18 protein-coding genes and 1 riboswitch are annotated in these 22410 nt (G+C 73.2%); of the genes, 14 read left to right on the forward strand and 4 right to left on the reverse strand.

The genetic code is table 11. The annotated features are described in order from the left end of the window. Positions 1–139: 139 nt before the first annotated feature. A complete protein-coding gene (locus tag ABT118_RS10920; protein ID WP_350658149.1) occupies positions 140–1336 on the forward strand; it encodes a hypothetical protein in 1197 nt (398 codons plus the stop codon). Positions 1337–1343: 7 nt separating this feature from the next. On the opposite strand, the gene ABT118_RS10925 is transcribed toward ABT118_RS10920, so the two are convergent. Continuing rightward, positions 1344–2657, reverse strand: a complete 1314-nt coding sequence (locus ABT118_RS10925) for a nucleotide sugar dehydrogenase (protein WP_350658187.1) — start codon at positions 2655–2657, stop codon at positions 1344–1346. A 507-nt stretch (positions 2658–3164) separates the two neighbouring features. Here ABT118_RS10925 and mfd point away from each other — a divergent pair. Beyond that, positions 3165–6779: a transcription-repair coupling factor gene (gene mfd / locus ABT118_RS10930; RefSeq protein WP_350658214.1), complete on the forward strand. Its 3615-nt coding sequence runs from the start codon at positions 3165–3167 to the stop codon at positions 6777–6779. A gap of 99 nt (positions 6780–6878) precedes the next feature. Here the strand turns inward: mfd and ABT118_RS10935 are convergent, their stop codons facing one another. Beyond that, the gene (locus ABT118_RS10935) at positions 6879–7481 is read right to left on the reverse strand and encodes a DUF4352 domain-containing protein (protein WP_350658228.1); all 603 of its coding nucleotides are present in this window, start codon (positions 7479–7481) and stop codon (positions 6879–6881) included. Between the two features lie 191 nt (positions 7482–7672). On the opposite strand from ABT118_RS10935, the gene ABT118_RS10940 reads away from it, so the two are divergent. The 3 genes from ABT118_RS10940 to ABT118_RS10950 all read left to right on the forward strand — a co-directional run bounded on the left by ABT118_RS10940 (position 7673) and on the right by ABT118_RS10950 (position 11828). Next, positions 7673–9781 (forward strand): N-6 DNA methylase, encoded by a 2109-nt coding sequence (locus ABT118_RS10940; protein ID WP_350658260.1) that lies wholly within the window; start codon positions 7673–7675, stop codon positions 9779–9781. A gap of 71 nt (positions 9782–9852) precedes the next feature. After that, entirely contained in the window at positions 9853–10365 is a 513-nt protein-coding gene (locus tag ABT118_RS10945; protein ID WP_350658274.1) for a hypothetical protein, read from the forward strand. Then, a complete protein-coding gene (locus ABT118_RS10950) occupies positions 10362–11828 on the forward strand; it encodes a serine/threonine-protein kinase (protein ID WP_350658301.1) in 1467 nt (488 codons plus the stop codon). The genes ABT118_RS10945 and ABT118_RS10950 overlap by 4 nt, the downstream gene beginning before the upstream one ends. Positions 11829–11880: 52 nt before the next feature. Here ABT118_RS10950 and ABT118_RS10955 read toward each other — a convergent pair whose 3' ends face one another. Beyond that, entirely contained in the window at positions 11881–12894 is a 1014-nt protein-coding gene (locus tag ABT118_RS10955; protein ID WP_350658317.1) for an ALF repeat-containing protein, read from the reverse strand. 208 nt (positions 12895–13102) lie between these two features. On the opposite strand from ABT118_RS10955, the gene ABT118_RS10960 reads away from it, so the two are divergent. From ABT118_RS10960 to ABT118_RS10970, 3 genes are all read left to right on the forward strand, one after another. After that, positions 13103–13741, forward strand: a complete 639-nt coding sequence (locus ABT118_RS10960; protein ID WP_350658355.1) for a SurA N-terminal domain-containing protein — start codon at positions 13103–13105, stop codon at positions 13739–13741. An 18-nt stretch (positions 13742–13759) separates the two neighbouring features. Beyond that, positions 13760–14752 (forward strand): nucleoside triphosphate pyrophosphohydrolase, encoded by a 993-nt coding sequence (locus tag ABT118_RS10965; protein ID WP_350658379.1) that lies wholly within the window; start codon positions 13760–13762, stop codon positions 14750–14752. Positions 14753–14817: 65 nt separating this feature from the next. Further along, positions 14818–15498, forward strand: a complete 681-nt coding sequence (locus ABT118_RS10970) for a hypothetical protein (RefSeq protein ID WP_350658389.1) — start codon at positions 14818–14820, stop codon at positions 15496–15498. A gap of 5 nt (positions 15499–15503) precedes the next feature. Here the strand turns inward: ABT118_RS10970 and ABT118_RS10975 are convergent, their stop codons facing one another. Continuing rightward, positions 15504–15932 carry an SDR family NAD(P)-dependent oxidoreductase gene (locus tag ABT118_RS10975; protein WP_350658423.1) on the reverse strand — a complete coding sequence of 143 codons (429 nt, stop codon included), beginning with the start codon at positions 15930–15932 and terminating at the stop codon, positions 15504–15506. A gap of 172 nt (positions 15933–16104) precedes the next feature. Between ABT118_RS10975 and ABT118_RS10980 the strand changes: the two genes are divergently transcribed. The 6 genes from ABT118_RS10980 (at position 16105) to ABT118_RS11005 (ending at position 22080) form a co-directional block, all read left to right on the forward strand. Beyond that, the gene (locus ABT118_RS10980; RefSeq protein WP_350658439.1) at positions 16105–17352 is read left to right on the forward strand and encodes a cytochrome P450 family protein; all 1248 of its coding nucleotides are present in this window, start codon (positions 16105–16107) and stop codon (positions 17350–17352) included. Between the two features lie 211 nt (positions 17353–17563). After that, positions 17564–17714, forward strand: a riboswitch (cyclic di-AMP (ydaO/yuaA leader). 5 nt (positions 17715–17719) lie between these two features. After that, a complete protein-coding gene (locus ABT118_RS10985; RefSeq protein ID WP_350658463.1) occupies positions 17720–18436 on the forward strand; it encodes a transglycosylase family protein in 717 nt (238 codons plus the stop codon). A gap of 212 nt (positions 18437–18648) precedes the next feature. Continuing rightward, entirely contained in the window at positions 18649–19935 is a 1287-nt protein-coding gene (eno, locus tag ABT118_RS10990; RefSeq protein ID WP_350658486.1) for a phosphopyruvate hydratase, read from the forward strand. 125 nt (positions 19936–20060) lie between these two features. Next, positions 20061–20465, forward strand: coding sequence for an FtsB family cell division protein (locus ABT118_RS10995; RefSeq protein WP_350658499.1), 405 nt, complete (start codon positions 20061–20063; stop codon positions 20463–20465). A 23-nt stretch (positions 20466–20488) separates the two neighbouring features. Further along, on the forward strand, positions 20489–21142 hold the full coding sequence (locus ABT118_RS11000; RefSeq protein ID WP_350658510.1) for a DUF501 domain-containing protein: 654 nt from the start codon (positions 20489–20491) through the stop codon (positions 21140–21142). Continuing rightward, on the forward strand, positions 21139–22080 hold the full coding sequence (locus ABT118_RS11005; protein WP_350658530.1) for a Ppx/GppA phosphatase family protein: 942 nt from the start codon (positions 21139–21141) through the stop codon (positions 22078–22080). The genes ABT118_RS11000 and ABT118_RS11005 overlap by 4 nt, the downstream gene beginning before the upstream one ends. Positions 22081–22410 lie beyond the last annotated feature (330 nt).

Below are 22410 nucleotides of genomic sequence, written 5' to 3' on the forward strand. Positions count from 1 at the left end.
GTTGGCCGTACCCCGGCTCTGCCTTGTTTGGGTTTCGATCCCATCTGCGCAAAATAGGTCAAGAGGAACGTCGTACCGGCGATCCTTGTTCTCAGACCGAACCGGGGCTCCGCAGCCCGCGAGCACGAGGGAAGAGCCCATGAGCGACGCAGTCTCCCAGCACGGCTTCACCGCTGCCCGACGGGGCTACGCACCCGAGCAGGTCGAGCAGGCGCTGGCCGCGCGCACGGCCGAACGGGACCGGGCCTGGGAGCAGCTGAGCGTGCTCGGCTCGGGCGCCCGGGAGATGGAGAAGCGGCTGGCCGAGGTGATCCGGGCCGCCGAGGACGCGCCGGACCCGGACTTCGCGCTGCTGAGCGAGCAGGCCGTCAAGCTGATGGACATCGCCCAGGCCGAGGCGCTGGCCGTCCGGGAGAAGGCCGAGCGGGCCGCCGAGGACGCCCGGGACGAGGCGTACGACCAGGGGCAGGCCGCCGCCACCGCCGCCAAGGAGTTCGGCGCCACCACCCGGACCGAGGCCGACGCGGCCGCCCGCCGGACCGAGGAGCGGACCAGGGCCGAGGCCGAGCAGCTCCGCTCGGACGCCGACCGGGACGCCAGGACGATCCGGGACACCGCCACCTCCGAGGCCGCCAAGGTCCGGGTCGCCGCCGCCGAGTACGAGGAGGCGGCCGAGGACAAGCTGGCCGAGCTGCGCCGCCGCGCGGACGAGACCTTCGCCGCGGCGGAGGCCAAGGCGGACGGCGAGGACGCCAAGATCTCGGCCACCGCCGAGCGCCGCCTCAAGGAGGCGGAGCAGCACCGCGAGGCCGTGCTGGCCCAGATCAAGCAGTCCGACGCGCAGGCGAACGCCAAGGCGGAGGAGCTGATCGCGCAGGCCCGCCGGGAGGCGGAGCAGGTCCAGTCCGCCAGCGAGCGCGAGCAGCGCGAGTTCGCCGCCGAGCTGGAGCAGGTGCAGCAGCACCTCGACCACATCAAGCAGACCCTGGCGGCCCTCACCGGCGCGGCGGTCGGCCAGATCGAGAAGCCCGTCGAGCTGGCACCGAAGCCCGAAGCGAAGCCCGCACCGAAGCCGGCGGCAGCGGCCGAGCCCAAGGACGCGGCCGAGCCGCAGGACTCGGTGCAGGACGTCGTGCCCGCCAAGCCCACTACCGGCAAGCCCGCCACCGAGGCCGCCACCGCCGTCATCCCGGCCGTGCCGCCGAAGCCGCCGGTGCCCCCGGCCGCTCCGACGGCCCCGGCCGGGGCCGTCGACACCGAGACCCGGGTACTCCCGAAGATCGTCATCGTCGACGACGGCCACGAGTACCCCAGCTCGGTGATCCGCCGGGGCTGACGTCCGGTCAGAGCACCTCGACCGAGCCGCCGGTGAGCCGGCGGCGGCAGTCCAGCACGTAGCGGGAGTGGGCGGTGATCGCCTCGTAGTCGAAGTCGTCGTGGTCCGCGAGCAGGACCACGGCGTCGGCGGCGGCCAGCTCCTCCGGGGTGGCCTCGACCCGGAGCACGGCGGCGAACGGGTCGCCGTGGGCGTCCGGCTCGGCGGCGCGCTGGCCGGGGATGACCGGGTCGGGCACGTGCACGCCGACCACCACGTGCGGGTCGGCGGCGCGCACCTCGGCGCCCATCCGGACCAGCAGCTCGGCCACCCGGGCGGCCGGGGTCTCCCGGGCGTCACCGGTGTTCTTCTTGTACGCCAGCCCGAGCAGCAGCACCCGGGAGCCCTTGACCGAGCGCTGCCGGTCGTTCAGCGCCTCGGTCAGCCGGCGCACCACGTAGTCGGGCATGTGGCTGTTCACGTCGTTGGCCAGCTCGACGAAGCGGAACGACTGGCCGAGCGCCCGCTCCACCCGCCAGGACAGGTAGGACGGGTCGATCGGCAGGCAGTGCCCGCCGACGCCGGGCCCCGGGGTGAAGCGCAGGTAGCCGAACGGCTTGGTCGAGGCGGCGTCGATCGCCTCCCAGACGTCGATGCCGAGGTCGTGCGCGAACATCGCCAGCTCGTTCACCAGGGCGATGTTGACGTGCCGGAAGGTGTTCTCCAGCAGCTTGGTCAGCTCGGCCTCCTTGGTGGAGGAGACCGGTACGGTGCGCTCCACCAGCTGGGCGTAGAAGCCGTCCACCGCCGCCAGCCCGGCCGGCGAGGTGCCGGAGACCACCTTCGGGGTGTTCTCCAGCTTCCAGGTCGGGTTGCCCGGGTCGATCCGCTCCGGGCTGTAGCCGAGGTGGAAGTCCTGACCGGCCGTCAGGCCGGAGCCCTGCTCCAGCAGCGGGGCGAGCAGCTCCTCGGTGGTGCCCGGGTAGGTGGTCGACTCCAGCACCACGGTGGCGCCCGGGCGCAGGTAGCGGGCCAGCAGCTCGGCCGAGGACTCGATGAACGAGAGGTCAGGCACCCCGTCCCGGAGCGGCGTCGGCACGGTGATCACCGCGATGTCGAAGCCCGCCACCTCGGCCGGGTCGGCCGTCGGCTGGTACGCCCCGCTCTCCAGCAGCGGCCGCAGCCGCTCGGCCGGGATGTCCTCGACGTACGACTCGCCGAGGGCGAGCCGCTTGACCCGCCGCTCGTCCACGTCGTACCCGACCACCTGGTGCCCGACCTCGGCGGCCCGGACCGCCAGTGGCAGCCCCACATACCCCTGGCCTGCGATGACGACGCGCATGACGAAGTACCCCCTCCATCGCGATTCACGGTGTCCCCACACCGCCTTCACACGAGAGAGTACGGAGCCCGGCCGGGCTCCGTGGGCCTTCGGGCAAAGTGGCGGAAACGGCACCGGCCGGGAAAAAGCCAGGGGCCGCGGCGCCCTCCAGGAAAGGGCACCACGGCTCCCGCGAATGGGCGCGGGCGCCCCCACCCAGGGCCGCCCGGCCACGCACTCCGACCCCCATCGGGGTGCGTCCGCGCCGCCACAGCCATCCCCCACGGTTGGGTGCGGCGGGCACGAACACCATCTTGCGCGACCACCATGGACGTGCAGTGACAGCAATATGTCGAGTTCGTGATCTGTGGGGTGGCCCGCCTCCGGGCGTCCGCCCGGTTGCACACCTGCAAAAGGTTGCCCACGGCGTACGCTGGTGACCCCCGGGGCGCTCCGCGTTCCGGGCCGTTCGCGTTGCCCGGCCGGTCGCTCCGGCGCCTGGGCACTCCAGCCGTGGAGCCGAGAAGTATGAGCCTGTCCGGACTGCTCGATGTCGTCGTACGGGACGCCGCCCTCGCCGAGGCGATCGAGGCCGCGGCCGCCGGGCAGCGGCAGCACCTCGACCTGGTGGGACCGCCCGCCGCCCGTCCGTTCGCGATCGCCGCACTGGCGCGTTCGCTGGCCGGGAAGGCGGGGGAGCGGGGCCGTCCGGTGCTCGCGGTGACCGCCACCGGCCGGGAGGCGGAGGACCTGGCGGCCAGCCTGCGGTCGCTGCTGCCGCCGGACGCGGTGGCCGAGTTCCCGGCCTGGGAGACGCTGCCGCACGAGCGGCTGTCGCCGCGGTCGGACACGGTCGGCCGCCGGCTGGCGGTGCTGCGCCGGATCGTCCATCCGCGCGCCGACGACCCGGCCGCCGGTCCGGTGCAGGTGATCGTGGCCCCCGTCCGCTCGGTGCTGCAGCCGCAGGTGAAGGGCCTGGCCGAGCTGGAGCCGGTGGCGCTCCAGCGGGGCGAGCAGCACGACCTGGAGCAGGTGGCCAGGAAGCTCGCGGCCGCCGCCTACTCCCGGGTCGAACTGGTGGAGAAGCGCGGCGAGTTCGCGGTGCGCGGCGGCATCCTGGACGTCTTCCCGCCGACCGAGGAGCATCCGCTCCGGGTCGAGTTCTGGGGCGACGACGTCGAGGAGATCCGGTTCTTCAAGATCGCCGACCAGCGCTCGCTGGAGATCGCGCAGCACGGCCTGTGGGCGCCGCCCTGTCGCGAGCTGCTGCTGACCGACGAGGTGCGGGCCAGGGCCGCCGAGCTGGCGGAGCGCCACCCCGAGCTGGCCGAGATCCTGGACAAGATCGCCCAGGGCATCGCGGTCGAGGGCATGGAGTCGCTGGCGCCCGTCCTGGTGGACGAGATGGAGCTGCTGCTCGACGTGCTGCCGCAGGGCTCGGTCGCGATGGTCTGCGACCCGGAGCGGGTCCGCACCCGGGCGGCCGACCTGGTGGCGACCAGTCAGGAGTTCCTGCACGCCTCCTGGGTGGCCGCCGCCTCCGGTGGGGACCGCCCGATCGACATCGAGATGATCGACGTCTCGGCCGCCTCGCTCTGGTCGCTCGCCGACGTCCGGGAGCACGCCGCCGAGGTCGGGCTGCCCTGGTGGTCCGTCAGTCCGTTCGCCACCAGCGACTCCTCGGTCACCGAGATCCTTGAGTTCGACGCCAACACGCTCACCCTCGGCATGCACGCCGTCGAGGCGTACCGGGGCGACACCGCCCGCGCCATCGCGGACGCCAAGGAGCGGCTGAACGCCGACTGGCGGGTCGTGATGGTGACCGAGGGCCACGGCCCGGCCTCCCGGCTCGCGGAGGTGCTGAGCGGCGAGGGCATCCCGGCCCGGCTGGTCGCTGACCTGGGCGAGGCGCCGACCCGGGACGTCGTGTACGTCTCCTGCGGCTCGATCGAGCACGGCTTCGTGGACGAGCAGCTCAAGCTGACCGTCATCACCGAGACCGACCTGTCCGGCCAGAAGTCCTCCACCAAGGACATGCGCCGGATGCCGTCCCGCCGCCGCAACGCGATCGACCCGCTCGCGCTGGCGGCCGGCGACTACGTGGTGCACGAGGCGCACGGCGTCGGCCGGTACGTCGAGATGGTGCAGCGCACCGTGCAGGGCGCCACCCGCGAGTACCTGGTGCTGGAGTACGCCCCCGCGAAGAAGGGCCACCCCGGCGACCGGCTGTTCGTGCCGACCGACCAGCTGGACCAGGTGACCAAGTACGTCGGCGGCGAGGCCCCGACCCTGCACCGGCTCGGCGGCGCGGACTGGGCGAAGACCAAGCAGCGGGCCAAGAAGGCGGTCAAGGAGATCGCGGCCGACCTGATCAAGCTCTACAGCGCGCGGATGGCGGCCCCCGGCCACACCTTCGGCCCGGACACCCCCTGGCAGCGCGAGCTGGAGGACGCCTTCCCGTACGCGGAGACGCCGGACCAGCTGACCACCATCGCCGAGGTCAAGTCGGACATGGAGAAGTCGGTCCCGATGGACCGGCTGATCTGCGGCGACGTCGGCTACGGCAAGACCGAGATCGCGGTCCGGGCCGCGTTCAAGGCGGTGCAGGACGGCAAGCAGGTGGCGGTGCTGGTGCCGACCACGCTGCTGGTGCAGCAGCACTTCTCGACCTTCGCCGAGCGGTACGCCAACTTCCCGGTGAACGTGAAGGCGCTGTCCCGGTTCCAGAGCGACAGCGAGGCCAAGGCCGTGCTGGAGGGGCTGTTCGAGGGCTCGGTGGACGTGGTGATCGGCACCCACCGGCTGTTCTCGAACGAGACCAGGTTCAAGGACCTGGGCCTGGTCATCGTCGACGAGGAGCAGCGCTTCGGCGTCGAGCACAAGGAGCAGCTGAAGAAGCTGCGGGCCAACGTGGACGTGCTGACCATGTCGGCCACCCCGATCCCGCGCACGCTGGAGATGGCGGTCACCGGCATCCGGGAGATGTCCACCATCACCACCCCGCCGGAGGAGCGGCACCCGGTGCTGACCTTCGTCGGCCCGTACGACGAGAAGCAGATCTCGGCCGCGATCCGGCGTGAACTCCTGCGCGAGGGCCAGGTGTTCTACATCCACAACCGGGTCGAGTCGATCGACAAGGCGGCCGCCCGGATCAAGGAGCTGGTGCCGGAGGCCCGGGTGGCCACCGCGCACGGGCAGATGGGCGAGAACCAGCTGGAGAAGGTGGTGGTCGACTTCTGGGAGAAGGAGTTCGACGTGCTGGTCTCCACCACCATCGTGGAGTCGGGCATCGACATCTCGAACGCCAACACCCTGATCGTGGAGCGCGGCGACACCTTCGGCCTGTCCCAGCTGCACCAGCTGCGGGGCCGGGTCGGCCGCGGCCGCGAGCGCGGCTACGCGTACATGCTGTACCCGCCGGAGAAGCCGCTCACCGAGACCGCGCACGAGCGCCTGGCCACCATCGCCCAGCACACCGAGATGGGTGCCGGTATGTACGTGGCGATGAAGGACCTGGAGATCCGCGGCGCGGGCAACCTGCTCGGCGGCGAGCAGTCCGGGCACATCGCGGGGGTCGGCTTCGACCTCTACATGCGGATGGTCGGCGAGGCGGTGGCGGAGTTCCGCGACTCGCTGGCCGGCGGTGGCGGGGAGCCGGAGGAGGAGCCGCTGGAGGTGAAGATCGAGCTGCCCGTGGACGCCCACGTGCCGCACGACTACGCCCCGGGCGAGCGGCTCCGGCTGCAGGCGTACCGCTCGATCGCGGCGGTGAACTCGGAGGAGGACATCGTCCAGGTCCGGGAGGAGCTGACGGACCGTTACGGCAAGCTGCCCGAGCCGGTGGAGAACCTGCTGCTGGTCGCGGCGCTGCGGCTGTACGCGCGGCGGTGCGGGATCGGCGACATCACGCTGGCCGGGGCCAACGTCCGGTTCGGTCCGGTGGAGCTGCGGGAGTCGCAGCAGCTGCGGCTGAACCGGCTCTACCCGCGCAGCCAGGTGAAGGCCACCGCCCAGCAGCTGCTGGTGCCCCGGCCGTCCACCGGCCGGATCGGCGGCAAGCCGCTGGTCGGGCGTGAACTGCTGGACTGGTGCCGGGAGTTCCTGACCACGATGTTCGACGATCTGGCGGGGGCGAAGAAGTAGCCCGGCCGGCTCCGGCCGGAAGCAGGAGCAGGAGCAGCTGGCGGTCTCGGGTCTCGGTGCCCGAGGCCGCCTTCGGTTTCCCCCGGGGCCGACGGCGGGTCAGCCGAGCTTCCACTGGCCGGTCTGCGGGGCGAAGCCGCTGTCCAGGGTGAACTGCACCTTGTCGAGCTTGGCGTCGGCGGGGACCTCGAAGGTGAGGAAGCCGAGGCCGCTCTCGCCCGTCGCGATGGTGGTGCCGGCGGCGAAGGACTGGCCCGCCTTGGTGTCGGACAGGCTGGTGTTGAAGGCCTGGCCCTGGGCGTCGATCAGCTTGGCGCTGTTGGACGGCGAGTCGTTGTAGCCCTTGCCGGTGGCCTTGATCCGGAACTGGACCGCGACGAAGCGCTTGCCGTCGGCCGGCTTGTTGAACTCGTCCGCGCCCTCGGCGTTGTCGACCAGCTTCACCGCGGTGACGTCGGCGGTGCTCTCCGGCAGTGCGCCCTTGAGGGCGATGGTGTCGCCGATCTTGGCGGGGGCCTTCGCCGCGTCCTTGCTCTTGCCCGCGTCGGGCGCCTTGCTGCCGTCGGCCGGGGCGGTGGCGGCCGGCTTGGCCTCGGTGGAGACCGCCGGGTCGGTGTCGGTGCAGGCGGTGGCACCGAGGACGACCAGGCCCGCGGTGAGCAGCAGGGCGGCGCGGCGGCGGGTGGTGGTGGCGATGGCCATGGCGGAACTCCCAGGTCTTGTCGGGCTGTTCGCGGTGCGGCGGCTGCCGCTTGCGATGGGTAGATCACATCATCAGCTGTGAACGATGTCAACAGTGATTCGGGAAAGTGCTCTGTTCACGCGTGAACGTCGCGCCGGAGGCGTCATCGCTATGCTGTGTGGTCACACGCCGCCCCCGAAGGAGCCCCCAGATGCCGGACCGGATGCCGGACCGCCCCGAGGTGACCGCCGTCGAGATCGCCAGGCTGGCGGGCGTCGGCCGGGCCGCGGTGAGCAACTGGCGCCGCCGCCACCCCGACTTCCCGCGTCCGGCGGGCGGCAGTGACAGCAGCCCGACCTTCCGGCTCGACCAGGTCGAGCAGTGGCTCCGGGAGCAGGGCAAGCTCGCCGAGCTCCCGGTGCTGGAGCAGGTCTGGCGCGGGCTGGAGACCCTGCGCGACCCGGCCGGCCACCCGGCCGGCGCCGTCCCGGCGGCCGGGGCCTTCCTGCTGCTGCTGCACCGCGAGCCCGCCGCCTGGGCCGCGCTGGCCGGGGAGCCCGACACCGCCCTGGCCACCGCACTGCCCCGGGAGCTGCGCCGACTGACCGTCAGCACCCTCGGCCCGGACGCCCCCGCGCTGCTCGACCTCCCCGTCCTGGCCGGTGCCACCTACCTCGACCTGGCCCGGCTGCTGGCCCGCCTGGCCGACCGGGACGGCCCGGTGGCCGCGTACGAGCAGCTGCTGGCCCGCTACGGCGAGGCGAACAGCCGTCAGCTCGGCCCCACCCCGCCGGAGGCCGCCGGGCTGCTCGCCGCACTGGCCGGGCACCCCGGCTCGGTGCTCGACCCGGCCTGCGGCCTGGGCGCCCTGCTGCTCGCCGCCCCCCGGGCGGCCCGCCGGGCCGGCCAGGAGGCGGACCCGGTGCACGGCGCGCTGGCCCTGCTCCGGCTCGCCCTGCACACCCCCGCCGCCACCGCGGGCCCGCTCGGCCTCGACCTCCGCCCCGGCAACGCCCTGCGCGCCGACGCCCATCCGGGCGGGACCGCCGACGCGGTGCTCTGCCAACCCCCGTACAACGAGCGGGACTGGGGCCACGACGAGCTCCAGTACGACTCCCGCTGGCTGGCCGGGGTGGTCCCGCCGCGCGGCGAGTCCGAACTCGCCTGGGTGCTGCACTGCCTGGCGCACACCGCCCCGGGCGGGCTGGCCGCGCTGCTGCTCCCGCCCACCGTCGCCTCCCGCCGGGCGGGCCGCCGGGTGCGGGCCGAGCTGCTCCGCTCCGGCGCGCTGCGGGCCGTGGTCGCCCTGCCCGCCGGAGCCGCCCCGCCGTACGGGGTCCCGCTGCACCTGTGGGTGCTGCGCGGGCCGGTGCCGGGCGACGACTTCCGCCAGGTGCTGCTGCTGGACGCCACCGGGGCCGGGCCCGGCGAGGGCGGCCGGGATCGGATCGACTGGCCGCTGCTGCACCGCACCGTGCTGGACGCCTGGCGGGCCTTCGACGCCGCGGCCGCGACCGGGGCGCCGCTGCCGGCCGACCGGCCGGGCGTGCACCGGACGGTCGCCGCGATCGACCTGCTCGACGACGAGACCGACCTGGCCCCCGCCCGCCACCTCCCCCCGGCCGCCCCGGCCGAGGACGCCGACGGGCTGACCCACCTTCAACTCCGGCTGGCCGAGCGGTTCGCCGCCCTCGCCGAGCCCGAGGCCCTGCTGCCCAGGGTCCGGCCAGTCGCAGCGGCCGGGACACCGCCGACCGTCACGGTCGGCGAACTCGCCCGGGCCGGGGCGCTGGAGGTCCACCCGGCGGGCCAGGGGGCCCCGGCCCGGACCCCGTTCGCCCCGGGGGAGACCCCGCTGCTCACCGACCAGGACCTGATCGCGGGCACCCCGCCCGCCGCCGTGCTCGCCGCCGAGGGACCGGTGCTCATGGCGCGCCCCGGCGACGTGCTGGTCCCCGCGCTGGCCAACGCCGCCGCCCGGGTGGTCCGCCCCGGCGACCCGTACGACGGCGCGGCGCTCGGCGCCCGGGTGCACCTGCTGCGCCCCGACCCCGGCCAGCTCGACCCCGACCACCTCGCGGGCCGGCTGCGCGCCACCGACGCCACCCGGCGGGCCAGCAGCTACGCCTCCGGCACCACCCGGCTGGACATCCGCCGGTTCGAGCTGCCCCGGCTCCCGATCGAGCGGCAGCGCGAACTCGGCGCCGCCTTCCACCGGATCGCCGAGTTCGAGGCCGCGCTCCAGCAGGCCGCGGCGCTGGCCCGCACCCTCACCCAGGGCCTGACGGACGGTCTGGCGGCGGGCACCCTGGAACCCTGAGAGCCGCTGCTGGCGGGGGGTGCCGGAGGGTACCGTGTGCGGGAACGTTCAGTCCTCGTACGGGAGTCCGCATGGCAGGTCAGCAGTTCGGCGCGCCCGGTCCGTTCCGGGCCGGACCGAAGGTCCTGCTCTGCCTCGCCCCGCTGGTCACGCTCGGGACGCTCGGGATGGTGCCCCCGCTGCTGCTCGCGCTGCGCCGCAAGCGGGTCTGGGACGTGCTCGGGGCGGTGGTGTTCGGGCTGCTCCAGCTGCTGATGTACGTCAGCCTCGGGCTGACCGAGAAGGGCACCGAGACCGGCTGGGACCTGGCGGGCGGCTTCGCCGTGCTGGCGCTGATGCTCGGTGCGCCGGTGCACCTGCTTGTGGCCGACTCCCGCAGCGTCTGGGGCACCCCGAAGGCCGCCCCGCCGGCTCCGCCCGCCGCCTGGTACCCGCCGCCGCCGTACCTGGCCGGGGCGGCGCAGCCCCAGCAGGCGCACCACCCGCAGCAGGCACCGCAGCCGCAGCGGTCCGCGCCGACCCAGGACGACCTCCAGCAGCTCGGTGAGCTGCTGCGCCGTCAGTCCCAGGACGGCGGCCGGTGAGCAGCTCCCGGGTGATCGCCGGCCGCTACCGGCTGGCGGAGAAGATCGGCCACGGCGGCATGGGCCAGGTCTGGGCCGGGCACGACGAACGGCTCGGCCGCCAGGTCGCGGTCAAGCTGCTCCGCACCGACCTGCTCAGCTCCGCCGACGGCACCGGCGCGGACGCCGGCGCCAGCCGGGGCGGCGAGCTCCGGCGCCGCTTCCTGCGCGAGAGCCGGATCACCGCCGCGCTCGACCACCCCGGCCTGGTCACCGTCTTCGACGCGGGCGAGGACGGCGGCGAGCTCTACCTGGTGATGCAGCGCGTCCCCGGTCTGAGCCTGGCCGACCTGATCGCCGAGCGGGACCCGTTCCCGATCGGCTGGGCGGTCGCCGTCGCGGCCCAGGTGTGCACCGCGCTGACCGTCGTGCACGCCGTGCCGGTGGTGCACCGCGACCTCAAGCCGAGCAATGTGATGGTCCGTGAGGACGGCCGGGTGGTGCTGCTCGACCTCGGCATCGCCACCGCCCTGGACGCCGACGCGACCCGGCTGACGCTGACCGGCGTCCCGATCGGCAGCCCCGCCTACATGGCACCCGAGCAGGCCCTGTCCGCCACCGCCGACCCGCGCAGCGACCTGTACGCGCTCGGCTGCCTGCTGCACGAGATGCTGGCCGGCGAGGCCCCGTTCCGCGCCCCGACCGCGCTCGGGGTGCTCCGGCGGCACGTCGACGAGCCGCCCGCGCCCCTGCGCGGCATCCGGCCCGAGGTGCCTGCCGCGCTGGAGGCCCTGGTGCTGGAGCTGCTGGCCAAGCGCCCCGAGGACCGCCCGGCCGACGCCCGCCGGGTGTACGCCCGGCTGCTGCCGCTGCTCCCCGCCGCCGGGGCCGAACTCCAGCCCCCGTACGGCGCGCTGCCCGATCCGACCCACCCCTACCGGTACCCGCACCAGCCGCAGTCCGTCGGCCCGGTGCCCACCGCAGCCGCCGCGCCCGCTGTGCCTGCGGCCCGGCCGGGTCCGGCGGAGGACCTCACCGCCGCCTGCGCCGAGCTCTCCGACCTGGTCGCGGCCCGGCGCTACGCCGAGGTGACGGACCTGGCTGCCCGGCTGCTGCCGCAGGCCCGGGCCCAACTCGGCGACGCCGCACCGCTGGTGCACACCGTACGGACCATCTACGCCCGGACCCTGCGCGAGCAGCGCCGCTACCCGGAGGCGCTGGCGGAGTACCGGCAGCTGCTGGCCGGGGCCGCCGCCGACCCCGACCGCTCCTTCGAACTCCGCGAGCAGATGGGCCTGTTGAGGATTCAGCTGGGCGACCGCGAGGGCGCCTGGCGGTGGCTGCTAGAACTGCTGCTGGAACGCGAGCGCAGCCACGGCCCGCACCACCCGGACGTCCTGCGGCTCCGCACCCACCTCAACGGCCTCGGTGCGGCCACCCCGCCGCCCACCCCGGTCCGGGACAACCCGTACGCCACCGGCTGAGCGCATGACGAAGGGGGGTGCCGAAGCGCCCCCTTCACCTGTTGAGCCGGGATCAGACCTCGATGCCCGGGCGGCGGCGCGAAGCCACCAGCAGGGCCGCGCCAAGGCCGAGGGCGGCCGCGCCACCGCCGATCTGCCAGGGCAGGTCCGAGTCGGCGCCGGTCGCGGCGAGTTCGGTGTGGCCGGTGGTCGTCGCCGGGGCGACGGCGGGGGTGCCGGGCAGCTTCGCCTGGGTGACGGCGGCCTTGTCCTTGGCGGCCTGCTCGGCAGCGGCCTGGTCCGCGGCCGCCTTCTCCGCAGCGGCCTTGTCCGCAGCTGCCTTCTCGGCGGCGGCCTTGTCCTCGGCGGCCTTGGCGTCCGCCTTGTCCTCGGCGTCAGCCTTGGCCCAGCCGTGGTTCAGGAACTCGGCGATGTCGGCGTAGCTGCCGCTGAGGGCGGCGTTGGCGGCCTTCCTGACGGTGGGGCCACCGACGGACATCAACCGGGTGGTGGCGATCCGGTCCTCGGTCCGGGCCTGCTCCTGCCCGCCGTTGAAGAACGCGCCGATCGCCTTGTAGTCACCGGCCTCCAGTGCGGCGAGAGCGGCCTTCCGGACGGCCGGCCCCTCGGTCTCGGCCAGCCGGCTGACCGTCACCCGGTCGGCGCTCTGGGCCTTCGCGAGGCCGGTGGTCAGGAACTCGTGGATGGCCTCGGCGGTGTTCACGTCCAGGGCGGCGCGGGCGGCCGCCTGCACCGCCGGGCCGCCCTCGCCCATGGCCCGGGCGACCCGGACCCGGTCGTCCAACAGCTGGGCCAGGTACCGGCCGGTGGTGAGGAAGTACACCCGGTCCGCCGCGGTGCCGTCCATCGCCTTCTGGGCCGCCGCCATCAGGGCGCGGCCGGTGTTCTTGTCGGCGATGATCCGCAGGATCGCGACCAGGTTGTCCTCGTCCGCCTGGTCCGGTGCGTCCTTGGCCGAGACACCGGCCGGCGTGGTGCTGTCGGCGGCACCGGCCGAGGTCGGGAACAGGATCGCGGGAGTGAGGGCGACTGCGGTCAGGACAGCCGAAACGCGGGAGAGCTTCACCGAATGAACTCACTAACGTCAAAAATGATCAGAGGTTTGGATGATAGGTCGTCAACCATCTGTTGCTCCAACCGGTTTCCGGTCCGACCGGAATGCCCGAATCAAGGCCCCCGGCTCGCGCCGACACCCTTGGCCAAACGCCCCGGAGCTTGGAGACTGGACCCCGTCAGGAGAACCACGCGCACCCCACAACTCCCGGGAGCCCCACGTGATCCGCACCCGTTCCGCGCTCCGCCGCAGCTGCACCGTCGTCGTCGTCCTGCTGGCGGGCGCCACCCTGGCCGCGTGCGGCAGTGGGACGCCGCACCAGGGTTCGGCGGCCGTGGTCGGCGGTGAGCGGATCAGCATCGCGGCGGTCGAGTCCCGGGTGACCGGGCTGCGGGACGCGGTGGCGGCGGAGTCGGGCGGCCAGCGCAGCACCGAGCGGGCCGGGCTGGTCCGCCGGACCGTCGCCGAACTGGTGCTCAACCAGGTGGTGGACCGGGCCCTGGCCGACCGGAACCTCACCGTCACCGACGGGGAGATCGCCGACGCCCGGGAGGCCGAGGCCGAGATGCTCGGCGGCATGGCGGAGCTCCAGCGCGAGCTGCTGTTCAAGCAGAGCGTCGCCGCCGGGGACGTGGACGCCTTCTACCGCCAGCAGCTGGGCATCAGGAAGCTCGCCGCCGCCGCGGGCAAGGACGCCCGCACCAGCGAGGGAGACGCCGTCGTCCGGGCCGCCCTCACCGACGCCGGGGCCAAGCTGAAGATCGACGTCAACCCGCGCTACGGCCACTGGGACGTCCAGCAGATCGGCCTCGCCAACACCGTCTCCGACTGGATCAAGCAGCCCGCCGCCACCGCCTGAGCAGGTAGGTTCGGAGCCGTGGACACTCCGAAGCTGATCCTGCTCACCACCACCCACCGGGTCGCCCCCGGCCTGCTCTCCTGGCCCGCCTGGCAGGCCCTGCACGGGGCGGCCCGGGTCCTCGCCGCGGACCCGGAGCACCCCCAGCTCCCCGCCGTCCGCCAGGCCGGCGTCGAGGTGGAGCTGGTCGAACGCGGCTCCGCCCCGGCGCTGGCCCGGCTGCTCACCGGCACCGAGGGCACCGTGCTCTGGCTCGGCAGCACCGACGGCGACCCCGGGCTGACCGACGCGCTGGCCCGGATCGCGGTGGAGGAGGCCGGCCGGGTGCCCGAGATCGAGGTGCTGCCCGGCTCGTACGACCTGCCCGGTGCCCGGCTGCTCGACCTGGCCTCGGTGATGGACCGGCTCCGCTCGCCCGGCGGCTGCCCCTGGGACGCCGAGCAGACCCACGCCTCGCTGGTGAAGTACCTGGTGGAGGAGGCGTTCGAGCTGGTCGAGGCGATCGAGGAGGGCGACCGCGCGACGCTCCGGGAGGAGCTCGGCGACGTCCTGCTCCAGGTCTTCTTCCACTCCCGGATCGCCGAGGAGCACGCCGAGGACCCGTTCACCATCGACGACGTCGCGGGCGACATCGTGGAGAAGCTGATGTACCGCCACCCGCACGTCTTCGGCGACGTCGAGGCCACCGAGGCCGCCGAGGTCGAGGCCAACTGGGAGCAGCTCAAGGCCGCCGAGAAGCAGCGCGAGTCGGTCCTGGACGGCGTCCCGGCCGGACTGCCCGCCCTCGCCTACGCCGCCAAGCTGGTCTCCCGGGTCCGCCGGGCCGGCTTCACCGCCGTCCCCGACGCCGCGTACGAGCTCCCCGCCGAGCTCACCCAGGAGTCGGCCGGCCGCCTGCTGCTCGCGCTGGCCCAACGGGCCTACGACGCGGACGTGGACGTGGACGCCGCCCTGCGCACCGCGGCCCGCGCCTACCGGGACCGGATCCGTTCGGCGGAGGGCCTGGCCTGACGGTGTGCCGGATCGCGGACGGATTCGTGGCCGGGCCGTGACACCCGGCTGGCAGTCTCGCCCGGATGACCGAGATCGGATTTCCCTGGGTGCGCCGCCTGTTGCTGCTCGCGGTGGCGGCGGCGATGGTGCTGGGCGCGGGCTGGTACTGCTACGCCTGGGTCCTGCCGGGCGAGTCGGGACCGGCCAACTCCGGCAAGGTGTCGAGGGCGAGCGCCACGGCCCGGGCCGAGCTGGACCGGAGCCTGGCCGAGGTGCTCGCCGCCCTGCCCGGCCGGCCGGAGCTGCTCGGCACGGCGGAGCTGGACCACTGCATCTGGCCCTGGGACTTCGAGACGCACGACCGGGGCGGGATCAACTGCCAGCGCCAGCAGGCCAGGTACCTGGCCCTCGACGGCAATCCGGTGGCCGCAGGCCGGGACTGGGACCAGGCCCTCCGCGCGCTCGGCTGGACCCGCAGCGCCGATCGGGGCGGCTCCGGCGACGTCTGGATGCTCCGGCAGGACTACCTCGACCGGCTGGAGCGCGACTGCCTGCTGGTCACCTTCGTCCGGGACGAGGCCGGGCTGTCCGAGCTCGACAACGAGCTGCGGCTGGAGGGGACCAGCCAGTACCGGCGCGACGTGCGGAAGTTCGACGGGCTGGACGCCGCCCGGCGAGCGCTGGCGGCCGGCCGTCCGGTGGTCGAACTCTCGTTGCTCCGCACCTACTACAGCGACGGGCGGCCGATCGGGCCGCCGTACTGAGCGGGTCAGGCCTGGACGGCGGTCCCGACCGGTCGGCGCTGGGCCGGGACGGTGTCGGTGACGACCTCGCCGATGGCGTCGCCGATCTGGGCCAGCAGCTCGGCCAGCGGGGCCAGGTGGTCCGGGAGTTCGGCCAGCGCGAGGATGCGTTCGCCACCGGGGCCGGTGATGCAGAACAGGTCGATCGGCCCGAGGTGCTCGGCGGCGGTGGCCACCAGGGCGGCCACGTCACTGGGCTGCCGGGCGTCGCCGCTGACGCCGACCACGGGGCAGCCGGGCCGGTCGAGTTCGGTGGCGAGGTCCTCCGCGACACCGGGGTGCTGGTCGGCGATCAGCATGCCGGCCGCTCCGGCCGCCGAGAAGCGGCGGGCCAGGTCGACGCCTGAACCGCCTTCGAGTACCGCGATGACCACCACTGCCCCGGCTACCCGCATGGCCTGCTCCTCCTTGAGCGCTACGCCCGGTGGAGCACGCCGCACCGGCGTCCACCGAGACCGTATCGGAGGATCGTAAGCACGAGCCGATCCTCCGCAAGGGCATTTACCCGCCAGGTGACCAGGCTCACGCATACTTCCGCAGGTGCATCCGCGGGTTACGGTTCAGGACATGCCGGACACGCACCGAACCGCCCAGCCGGAACTCTTCACCTGGGAGTTCGCCGCCGACCCCTATCCCGCGTACGCCTGGCTGCGCGAGCACGCTCCGGTGCACCGCACCACGCTGCCCAGCGGGGTGGAGGCCTGGCTGGTCACCCGGTACGCGGACGCCCGGCAGGCACTGGCGGACGGGCGGCTCTCGAAGAACCCAGCGCACCACAGCGGACAGGCCCACAAGACCGGCCGGGTCGGCATCCCGGGGGAGCGGCAGGCCGATCTGATGACGCATCTGCTGAACATCGACCCGCCGGACCACACCCGGCTGCGCCGGCTGGTGTCGAAGGCGTTCACCCCCCGCCGGGTGGCCGAGTTCGAGCCGAGGGTGCAGCAGCTGACCGACCGCCTGATCGACGACTTCGCGCAGCGCGGCTCGGCCGACCTGATCCACGAGTTCGCCTTCCCGCTGCCCATCTACGCGATCTGCGACCTGCTCGGCGTGCCGCCGGAGGACCAGGACGACCTGCGCGACTGGGCCGGGGCGATGATCCGTCACCACGGCGGCCAGCGCGGCGGGGTGGGCCGGGCGGTGAAGAAGATCAGGACGTACCTGCTGGAGCTGATCCACCGGAAGCGGGCCGATCTCGGCGACGACCTGATCTCGGGGCTGATCCGGGCCAGTGACCACGGTGAGCACCTGACCGAGAACGAGGCCGCCGCGATGGCCTTCATCCTGCTGTTCGCCGGCTTCGAGACCACCATCAACCTGATCGGCAACGGGACCTACGCGCTGCTCCGCAACCCGGCCCAGCGGGCGCTGCTGCAGGAGTCGGTGCAGCGCGGCGAGAAGGAGCTGCTGGCCACGGCAGTGGAGGAACTGCTGCGCTACGACGGTCCGGTGGAGCTGGCCACCTGGCGGTTCGCGACCCACCCGCTGAGCATCGGCGGGGTGGACATCCCGGTCGGCGACCCGGTGCTGGTGGTGCTGGCCGCGGCCGACCGCGACCCGGCCAGGTTCGCCGGGGAGAACACCCTGGACCTGGCGCGCAAGGACAACCCGCACCTCGGATTCGGTCACGGCATCCACTACTGCATCGGTGCGCCGCTCGCCCGGATGGAGGGTCAATTCGCCCTCGCCACGCTGCTGACCAGGCTGCCGGACCTGCAACTTGCCGCCGATCCGGCCGAGCTGCGCTGGCGGGGCGGCCTGATCATGCGCGGGCTGCGGGAGTTGCCGGTGTCGTTCACCCCGGAGAACTGACGGCGTGTCGGTCAGATCTGATCGGGCGTGATCTGAGTACGCATCAATCCGGACATACCAGTATGGTTTGTGGACGTCCCGCTGCGCAGCGTGATTTATGTGTGATCTGTTCGACATAAGCTTGTGATCCATCTGGTCATCTGCTTACTCTCCCTGGTGTTCGCAGCTGCGAACCCCGTGCGCGGAACGCCGAATCCTGCCCGCCGCGCTGCCGGGACACCGACCAGACCCTTGGGCAGGGGCGGGGGACCCACGTAATTCGCCGTCCCCCACGGCTTGGGGTGAAGCCGCCAGCGATGGCGGCCGGGCCACCTCCCGGTCCGAACCCGACAGCTCACCTCGCAGGCGTGCGGAGAGGGACTTCTTCATGCTCTTCACCGGTTCGGGCCGTCATCGTCGTCGTACGCAGGCCGAGAAGGTCATCGCCGTCGCGGGAGTTGCAGGCGTCGGCCTCGCGCTGCCGCTGCTGAGCGCCACCGGCGCCCACGCCGCCCCGGTCGACACCTGGGACAAGGTCGCCCAGTGCGAGAGCGGCGGCAACTGGAGCATCAACACCGGCAACGGCTTCTACGGCGGGCTCCAGTTCACCCCGAGCACCTGGAAGGCCTTCGGCGGCCAGTCCTACGCCGCGCAGGCCAACCAGGCCAGCAAGGGCCAGCAGATCGCCGTCGCCGAGAAGGTGCTCGCCTCGCAGGGCCCCGGCGCCTGGCCGGTCTGCTCCGTCAAGGCCGGTCTGACCAAGGGCGGTTCGCCCGCCCAGGTCGACACCTCGGCGGGCAAGGCCTCGCGCTCGGAGACCCGGGCCGCCGCCCCGAAGGCGGAGACCAAGGCCGCCCCGAAGCAGCAGGCGGCGCCGAAGCCGGCCACCCCCAAGGCGGCCGCGCCGACCGTCAGCGCGCCGAAGCACGCGGCGCCGAAGGCACCCGCCGCCACCGGCGGATACACCGTCAAGTCCGGTGACACCCTCTCCGGCATCGCCGCCGCCCAGGGGCTGGACTGGCACCAGGTCTACCAGGCGAACACGGCCGTGATCGGCGGCGACCCGGACCTGATCCTGCCGGGCCAGGTGCTCAAGCTCGGCTGACCGGGCCGCACCGATCCACGACACACCGTCAGCGCGGGGCCGCACCGGCTCGTTCCGGTTCGGCCCCGTTCGCGGTCATTCAGGTGAACTACCGGTGAGTAGCCGGGCCACACGGTGAGACAGGACCAAGGTCAGCGTGGTCCCGGGCCGAGGTGCGGTTAGGCTCTGGTCGTAAACGACAACACATCCCGCTTCCGCCAAGGAGATGCCTCGTGCCGTCCATTGATGTCGTCGTAGCCCGCGAGATCCTCGATTCCCGCGGCAACCCCACGGTCGAGGTCGAGGTCGGTCTCGACGACGGCAGCACCGGCCGTGCCGCCGTTCCGTCCGGCGCCTCCACCGGTGCCTTCGAGGCTCTCGAGCTGCGCGACGGCGACAAGAACCGCTACTTCGGCAAGGGTGTCGAGAAGGCCGTCCTCGCCGTCATCGAGCAGATCGGCCCGGAGCTGGTCGGCTACGACGCCACCGAGCAGCGCCTGATCGACCAGGCCATGCTCGACCTGGACGCCACCCCGGACAAGTCCTCGCTCGGCGCCAACGCGATCCTCGGCGTCTCCCTCGCCGTGGCGCACGCCGCCTCCGAGGCCAGCGACCTGCCGCTGTTCCGCTACCTCGGCGGCCCGAACGCGCACGTGCTGCCCGTCCCGATGATGAACATCCTCAACGGTGGGTCGCACGCCGACTCCAACGTCGACATCCAGGAGTTCATGATCGCGCCGATCGGCGCGGAGTCCTTCTCCGAGGCCGTCCGCTGGGGCGTCGAGGTCTACCACACGCTCAAGGGCGTGCTGAAGGAGCGCGGCCTCTCCACCGGTCTGGGCGACGAGGGCGGCTTCGCGCCGAACCTCGACTCCAACCGCGAGGCCCTCGACCTCATCGTCGAGGCCATCAAGAAGGCCGGCTACACCCCGGGCAAGGACGTCGCGCTCGCGCTGGACGTCGCTGCCTCCGAGTTCTTCAAGGACGGCGCCTACCAGTTCGAGGGCAAGGCGCTCTCCTCCGCCGAGCTGATCGCGTACTACGCCGAGCTGGTCGCCGCGTACCCGCTGGTCTCGATCGAGGACCCGCTGGACGAGTCCGACTGGGACGGCTGGAAGGCCATGACCGTCGAGCTGGGCGACAAGGTCCAGATCGTCGGCGACGACCTGTTCGTCACCAACCCGGCCCGCCTGGCCCGTGGCATCGAGACCGGCACCGCCAACGCGCTGCTGGTGAAGGTCAACCAGATCGGTTCGCTGACCGAGACCCTGGACGCCGTCGAGCTGGCCCAGCGCAACGGCTACCGCTGCATGATGTCGCACCGCTCCGGTGAGACCGAGGACGTCACCATCGCCGACCTCGCCGTCGCCACCAACTGCGGCCAGATCAAGACCGGCGCCCCGGCCCGCTCCGAGCGCGTCGCCAAGTACAACCAGCTGCTGCGGATCGAGGAGATCCTCGACGATGCCGCCGAGTACGCCGGCCGCGGCGCGTTCCCGCGGTTCAAGTCCGAGGCCTGAGAGACCGGGGGCTGACACCCCAGGCTTCTGCACCGGTGCCCCGGCTCCCACCCCGTAGGGTGGTGGGCCGGGGCACCGGCGTGTGCGCGGCAGGAGGGGCAGCAGTGATGTGGAAGATTCCGGGTATGGCGGGGCGACCCCGCTTCACCAGCCGGGCCACCGTGCTGGTGCTCGTGCTCTGCTCGCTGGTGGCGATCCTCGCCTACCCGACCCGGCAGTTCATCTCGCAGCGCTCGGAGATCTCCGCCCAGCGGACCAAGGCCGAGCACGCCAGGCAGCAGGTCGAGCAGCTCCGCCGGGAGCGCGCCCGCTGGCAGGACCCGGAGTTCGTGAAGGCGCAGGGCCGCGAGCGCCTGCACTACGCGATGCCGGGTGAGACCCCGTTCATCTCGGTGGACCCGAACCCGCCGAGCACCAAGCCCTCCTCGGCCGACGCGGCGTCAGCCCCGCAGGCCAAGGCCGCCCAGCCCTGGTACGCCAGTGTCTGGGACTCGGTCGACCAGGCCGACTCCACCCCCGCACCCCGCTAGATACCGCCAGAGGCAGCACCCCCATGACTGAGAACCCGACCGTCCCGGACCAGGACGTCGCCGCGATCGCGGCCCAGCTCGGCCGCGTCCCGCGCGGCCTGCGCGGGGTGGCGCACCGCTGCCCGTGCGGCAACCCCGACGTGGTGGAGACCGCGCCCCGGCTGCCGGACGGGACGCCGTTCCCGACCCTGTACTACCTGACCTGCCCCAAGGCCGCCTCGCTGATCGGCACCCTGGAGGCGGACGGGGTGATGAAGGATCAGACCGCCCGGCTGGCCGAGGACCCCGAGCTGGCGGCGGCGTACCTGAAGGCGCACGAGGACTACATCGCGCGCCGGGACGCCATCGAGGTGCTGGAGGGCTTCCCGAGCGCCGGCGGCATGCCGGACCGGGTGAAGTGCCTGCACGTGCTGGTCGGCCACTCGCTGGCGGCCGGCCCGGGCGTCAACCCGCTCGGCGACGAGGCGATCGGGATGCTGGAGGACTGGTGGGCCAAGGGCCCCTGCGTCTCGCCGGAGGAGGTCGAGGCAGCGGGCGGCCGGGTGGCCAGGAACCGGGCCAAGGACCACGACCACGAGGCCGTGATCGCGGCCAAGGAGCAGCTGGCCGCCGAGCGCGCGGCCAAGCGGGCCGAGGCAGAAGCAGAGGTCGACACGGCCGGGACGGAGTCCGCATGAGCGTCACCAGGGTCGGCGCGATCGACTGCGGCACCAACTCGATCCGGCTGCTGGTCGCCGACCTCGACCCGGAGACCGGGGAGATCACCGACCTGGACCGCCGGATGGTGATCAACCGGCTCGGCCAGGGCGTCGACCGGACCGGGAGGCTGGCGCCCGAGGCGCTGGAGCGCACCTTCGCCGCCTGCCGCGAGTACGCCGCCGTGCTGGCCGAGTACGGGGTCGGCCCCGACCGGCTGCGGTTCGTCGCCACCAGTGCCTCCCGGGACGCCGAGAACAGCGCCGAGTACGCGGCCGGGGTGCACGGGATCCTCGGGGTCGAGCCGACCGTGGTGAGCGGCGACGAGGAGGCCCTGCTCTCCTTCACCGGCGCCACCAAGGAGCTGACGGGGGGCCAGTTCGCCGCCCCCTACCTGGTCTTCGACCTGGGCGGCGGCTCGACCGAGTTCGTGCTCGGCGACCAGGTGGTCGAGGCGGCCCGCTCGGTGGACATCGGCTGCGTCCGGCTGACCGAGCGTCACTTCGCCGGCACCGAGGTGCCCGGGCCCGAGCTGATCGAGGCCGTCCGGGCGGATGTCCGGGCCGCGCTGGACCGGGCCGCCGAGGTGGTCCCGCTGACCACCGCGGCCACCCTGGTCGGCCTGGCGGGCACCGTCACCACGGTGGCGGGCATCGCGCTGGAGCTGTCCTCGTACGACTCCGCGGCGATCCACCACGCCCGGTTGACGGTGGACCAGGTCCGCGAGGTGGCCGGGCGGCTGCTGACCATGACGCACGAGCAGCGCGCCGCGATCCCGGTGATGCACCCGGGCCGGGTGGACGTGATCGGGGCCGGCGCCCTGGTGCTGCTGGAGATCATGGAGCGGACGGGCGCCGCCGAGCTGGTCGTCAGCGAGCACGACATCCTCGACGGGATCGCCTGGAGCCTGGTCTCCTGACCGCTCGCCGACCCCTGCCGGACCCCCGTCGGACGGCCCCGGGACGCCTGAATGGCACCCGGGGCCGTCCGCTGCACGGCGTGCCGCGAGAAACTTCGTGAATTTCTTCACATGGCGATCCAGTCATTCGTCGCAGTTGGATGCCCGGTCCGTCCGGAATCCGGGACCGAAGGTCGACTCCGGAGGGTGCCCATGGGATCGCAGGCAGGCCCGCGAGTCGGTGATGGAATCGAAACACCAGTGCGGGAACCCGTCTGCCGCCGGGATCGTTGCTGCTCAGAGCGGCCCGGTCGGCCGGAGGCCGCACCAGGAGCGCTCCGCCGCGGTCAG

The sequence above is a fragment of the Kitasatospora sp. NPDC002040 genome (assembly GCF_040296785.1).
Taxonomy (GTDB): domain Bacteria; phylum Actinomycetota; class Actinomycetes; order Streptomycetales; family Streptomycetaceae; genus Kitasatospora.

Bases quoted from the DNA above. Each gene is read 5' to 3' on its own strand.
- ABT118_RS10940 (WP_350658260.1), top strand. From the start codon at position 7,673: ATGCCGGACCGGATGCCGGACCGCCCCGAGGTGACCGCCGTCGAGATC.
- ABT118_RS10970 (WP_350658389.1), top strand. From the start codon at position 14,818: ATGACCGAGATCGGATTTCCCTGGGTGCGCCGCCTGTTGCTGCTCGCG.
- ABT118_RS10925 (WP_350658187.1), bottom strand. From the start codon at position 2,657: ATGCGCGTCGTCATCGCAGGCCAGGGGTATGTGGGGCTGCCACTGGCG.
- ABT118_RS10995 (WP_350658499.1), top strand. From the start codon at position 20,061: ATGGCGGGGCGACCCCGCTTCACCAGCCGGGCCACCGTGCTGGTGCTC.
- ABT118_RS11000 (WP_350658510.1), top strand. From the start codon at position 20,489: ATGACTGAGAACCCGACCGTCCCGGACCAGGACGTCGCCGCGATCGCG.
- ABT118_RS10985 (WP_350658463.1), top strand. From the start codon at position 17,720: ATGCTCTTCACCGGTTCGGGCCGTCATCGTCGTCGTACGCAGGCCGAG.
- ABT118_RS10975 (WP_350658423.1), bottom strand. From the start codon at position 15,932: ATGCGGGTAGCCGGGGCAGTGGTGGTCATCGCGGTACTCGAAGGCGGT.
- ABT118_RS11005 (WP_350658530.1), top strand. From the start codon at position 21,139: ATGAGCGTCACCAGGGTCGGCGCGATCGACTGCGGCACCAACTCGATC.
- ABT118_RS10920 (WP_350658149.1), top strand. From the start codon at position 140: ATGAGCGACGCAGTCTCCCAGCACGGCTTCACCGCTGCCCGACGGGGC.
- ABT118_RS10980 (WP_350658439.1), top strand. From the start codon at position 16,105: ATGCCGGACACGCACCGAACCGCCCAGCCGGAACTCTTCACCTGGGAG.
- ABT118_RS10935 (WP_350658228.1), bottom strand. From the start codon at position 7,481: ATGGCCATCGCCACCACCACCCGCCGCCGCGCCGCCCTGCTGCTCACC.
- mfd (WP_350658214.1), top strand. From the start codon at position 3,165: ATGAGCCTGTCCGGACTGCTCGATGTCGTCGTACGGGACGCCGCCCTC.
- ABT118_RS10945 (WP_350658274.1), top strand. From the start codon at position 9,853: ATGGCAGGTCAGCAGTTCGGCGCGCCCGGTCCGTTCCGGGCCGGACCG.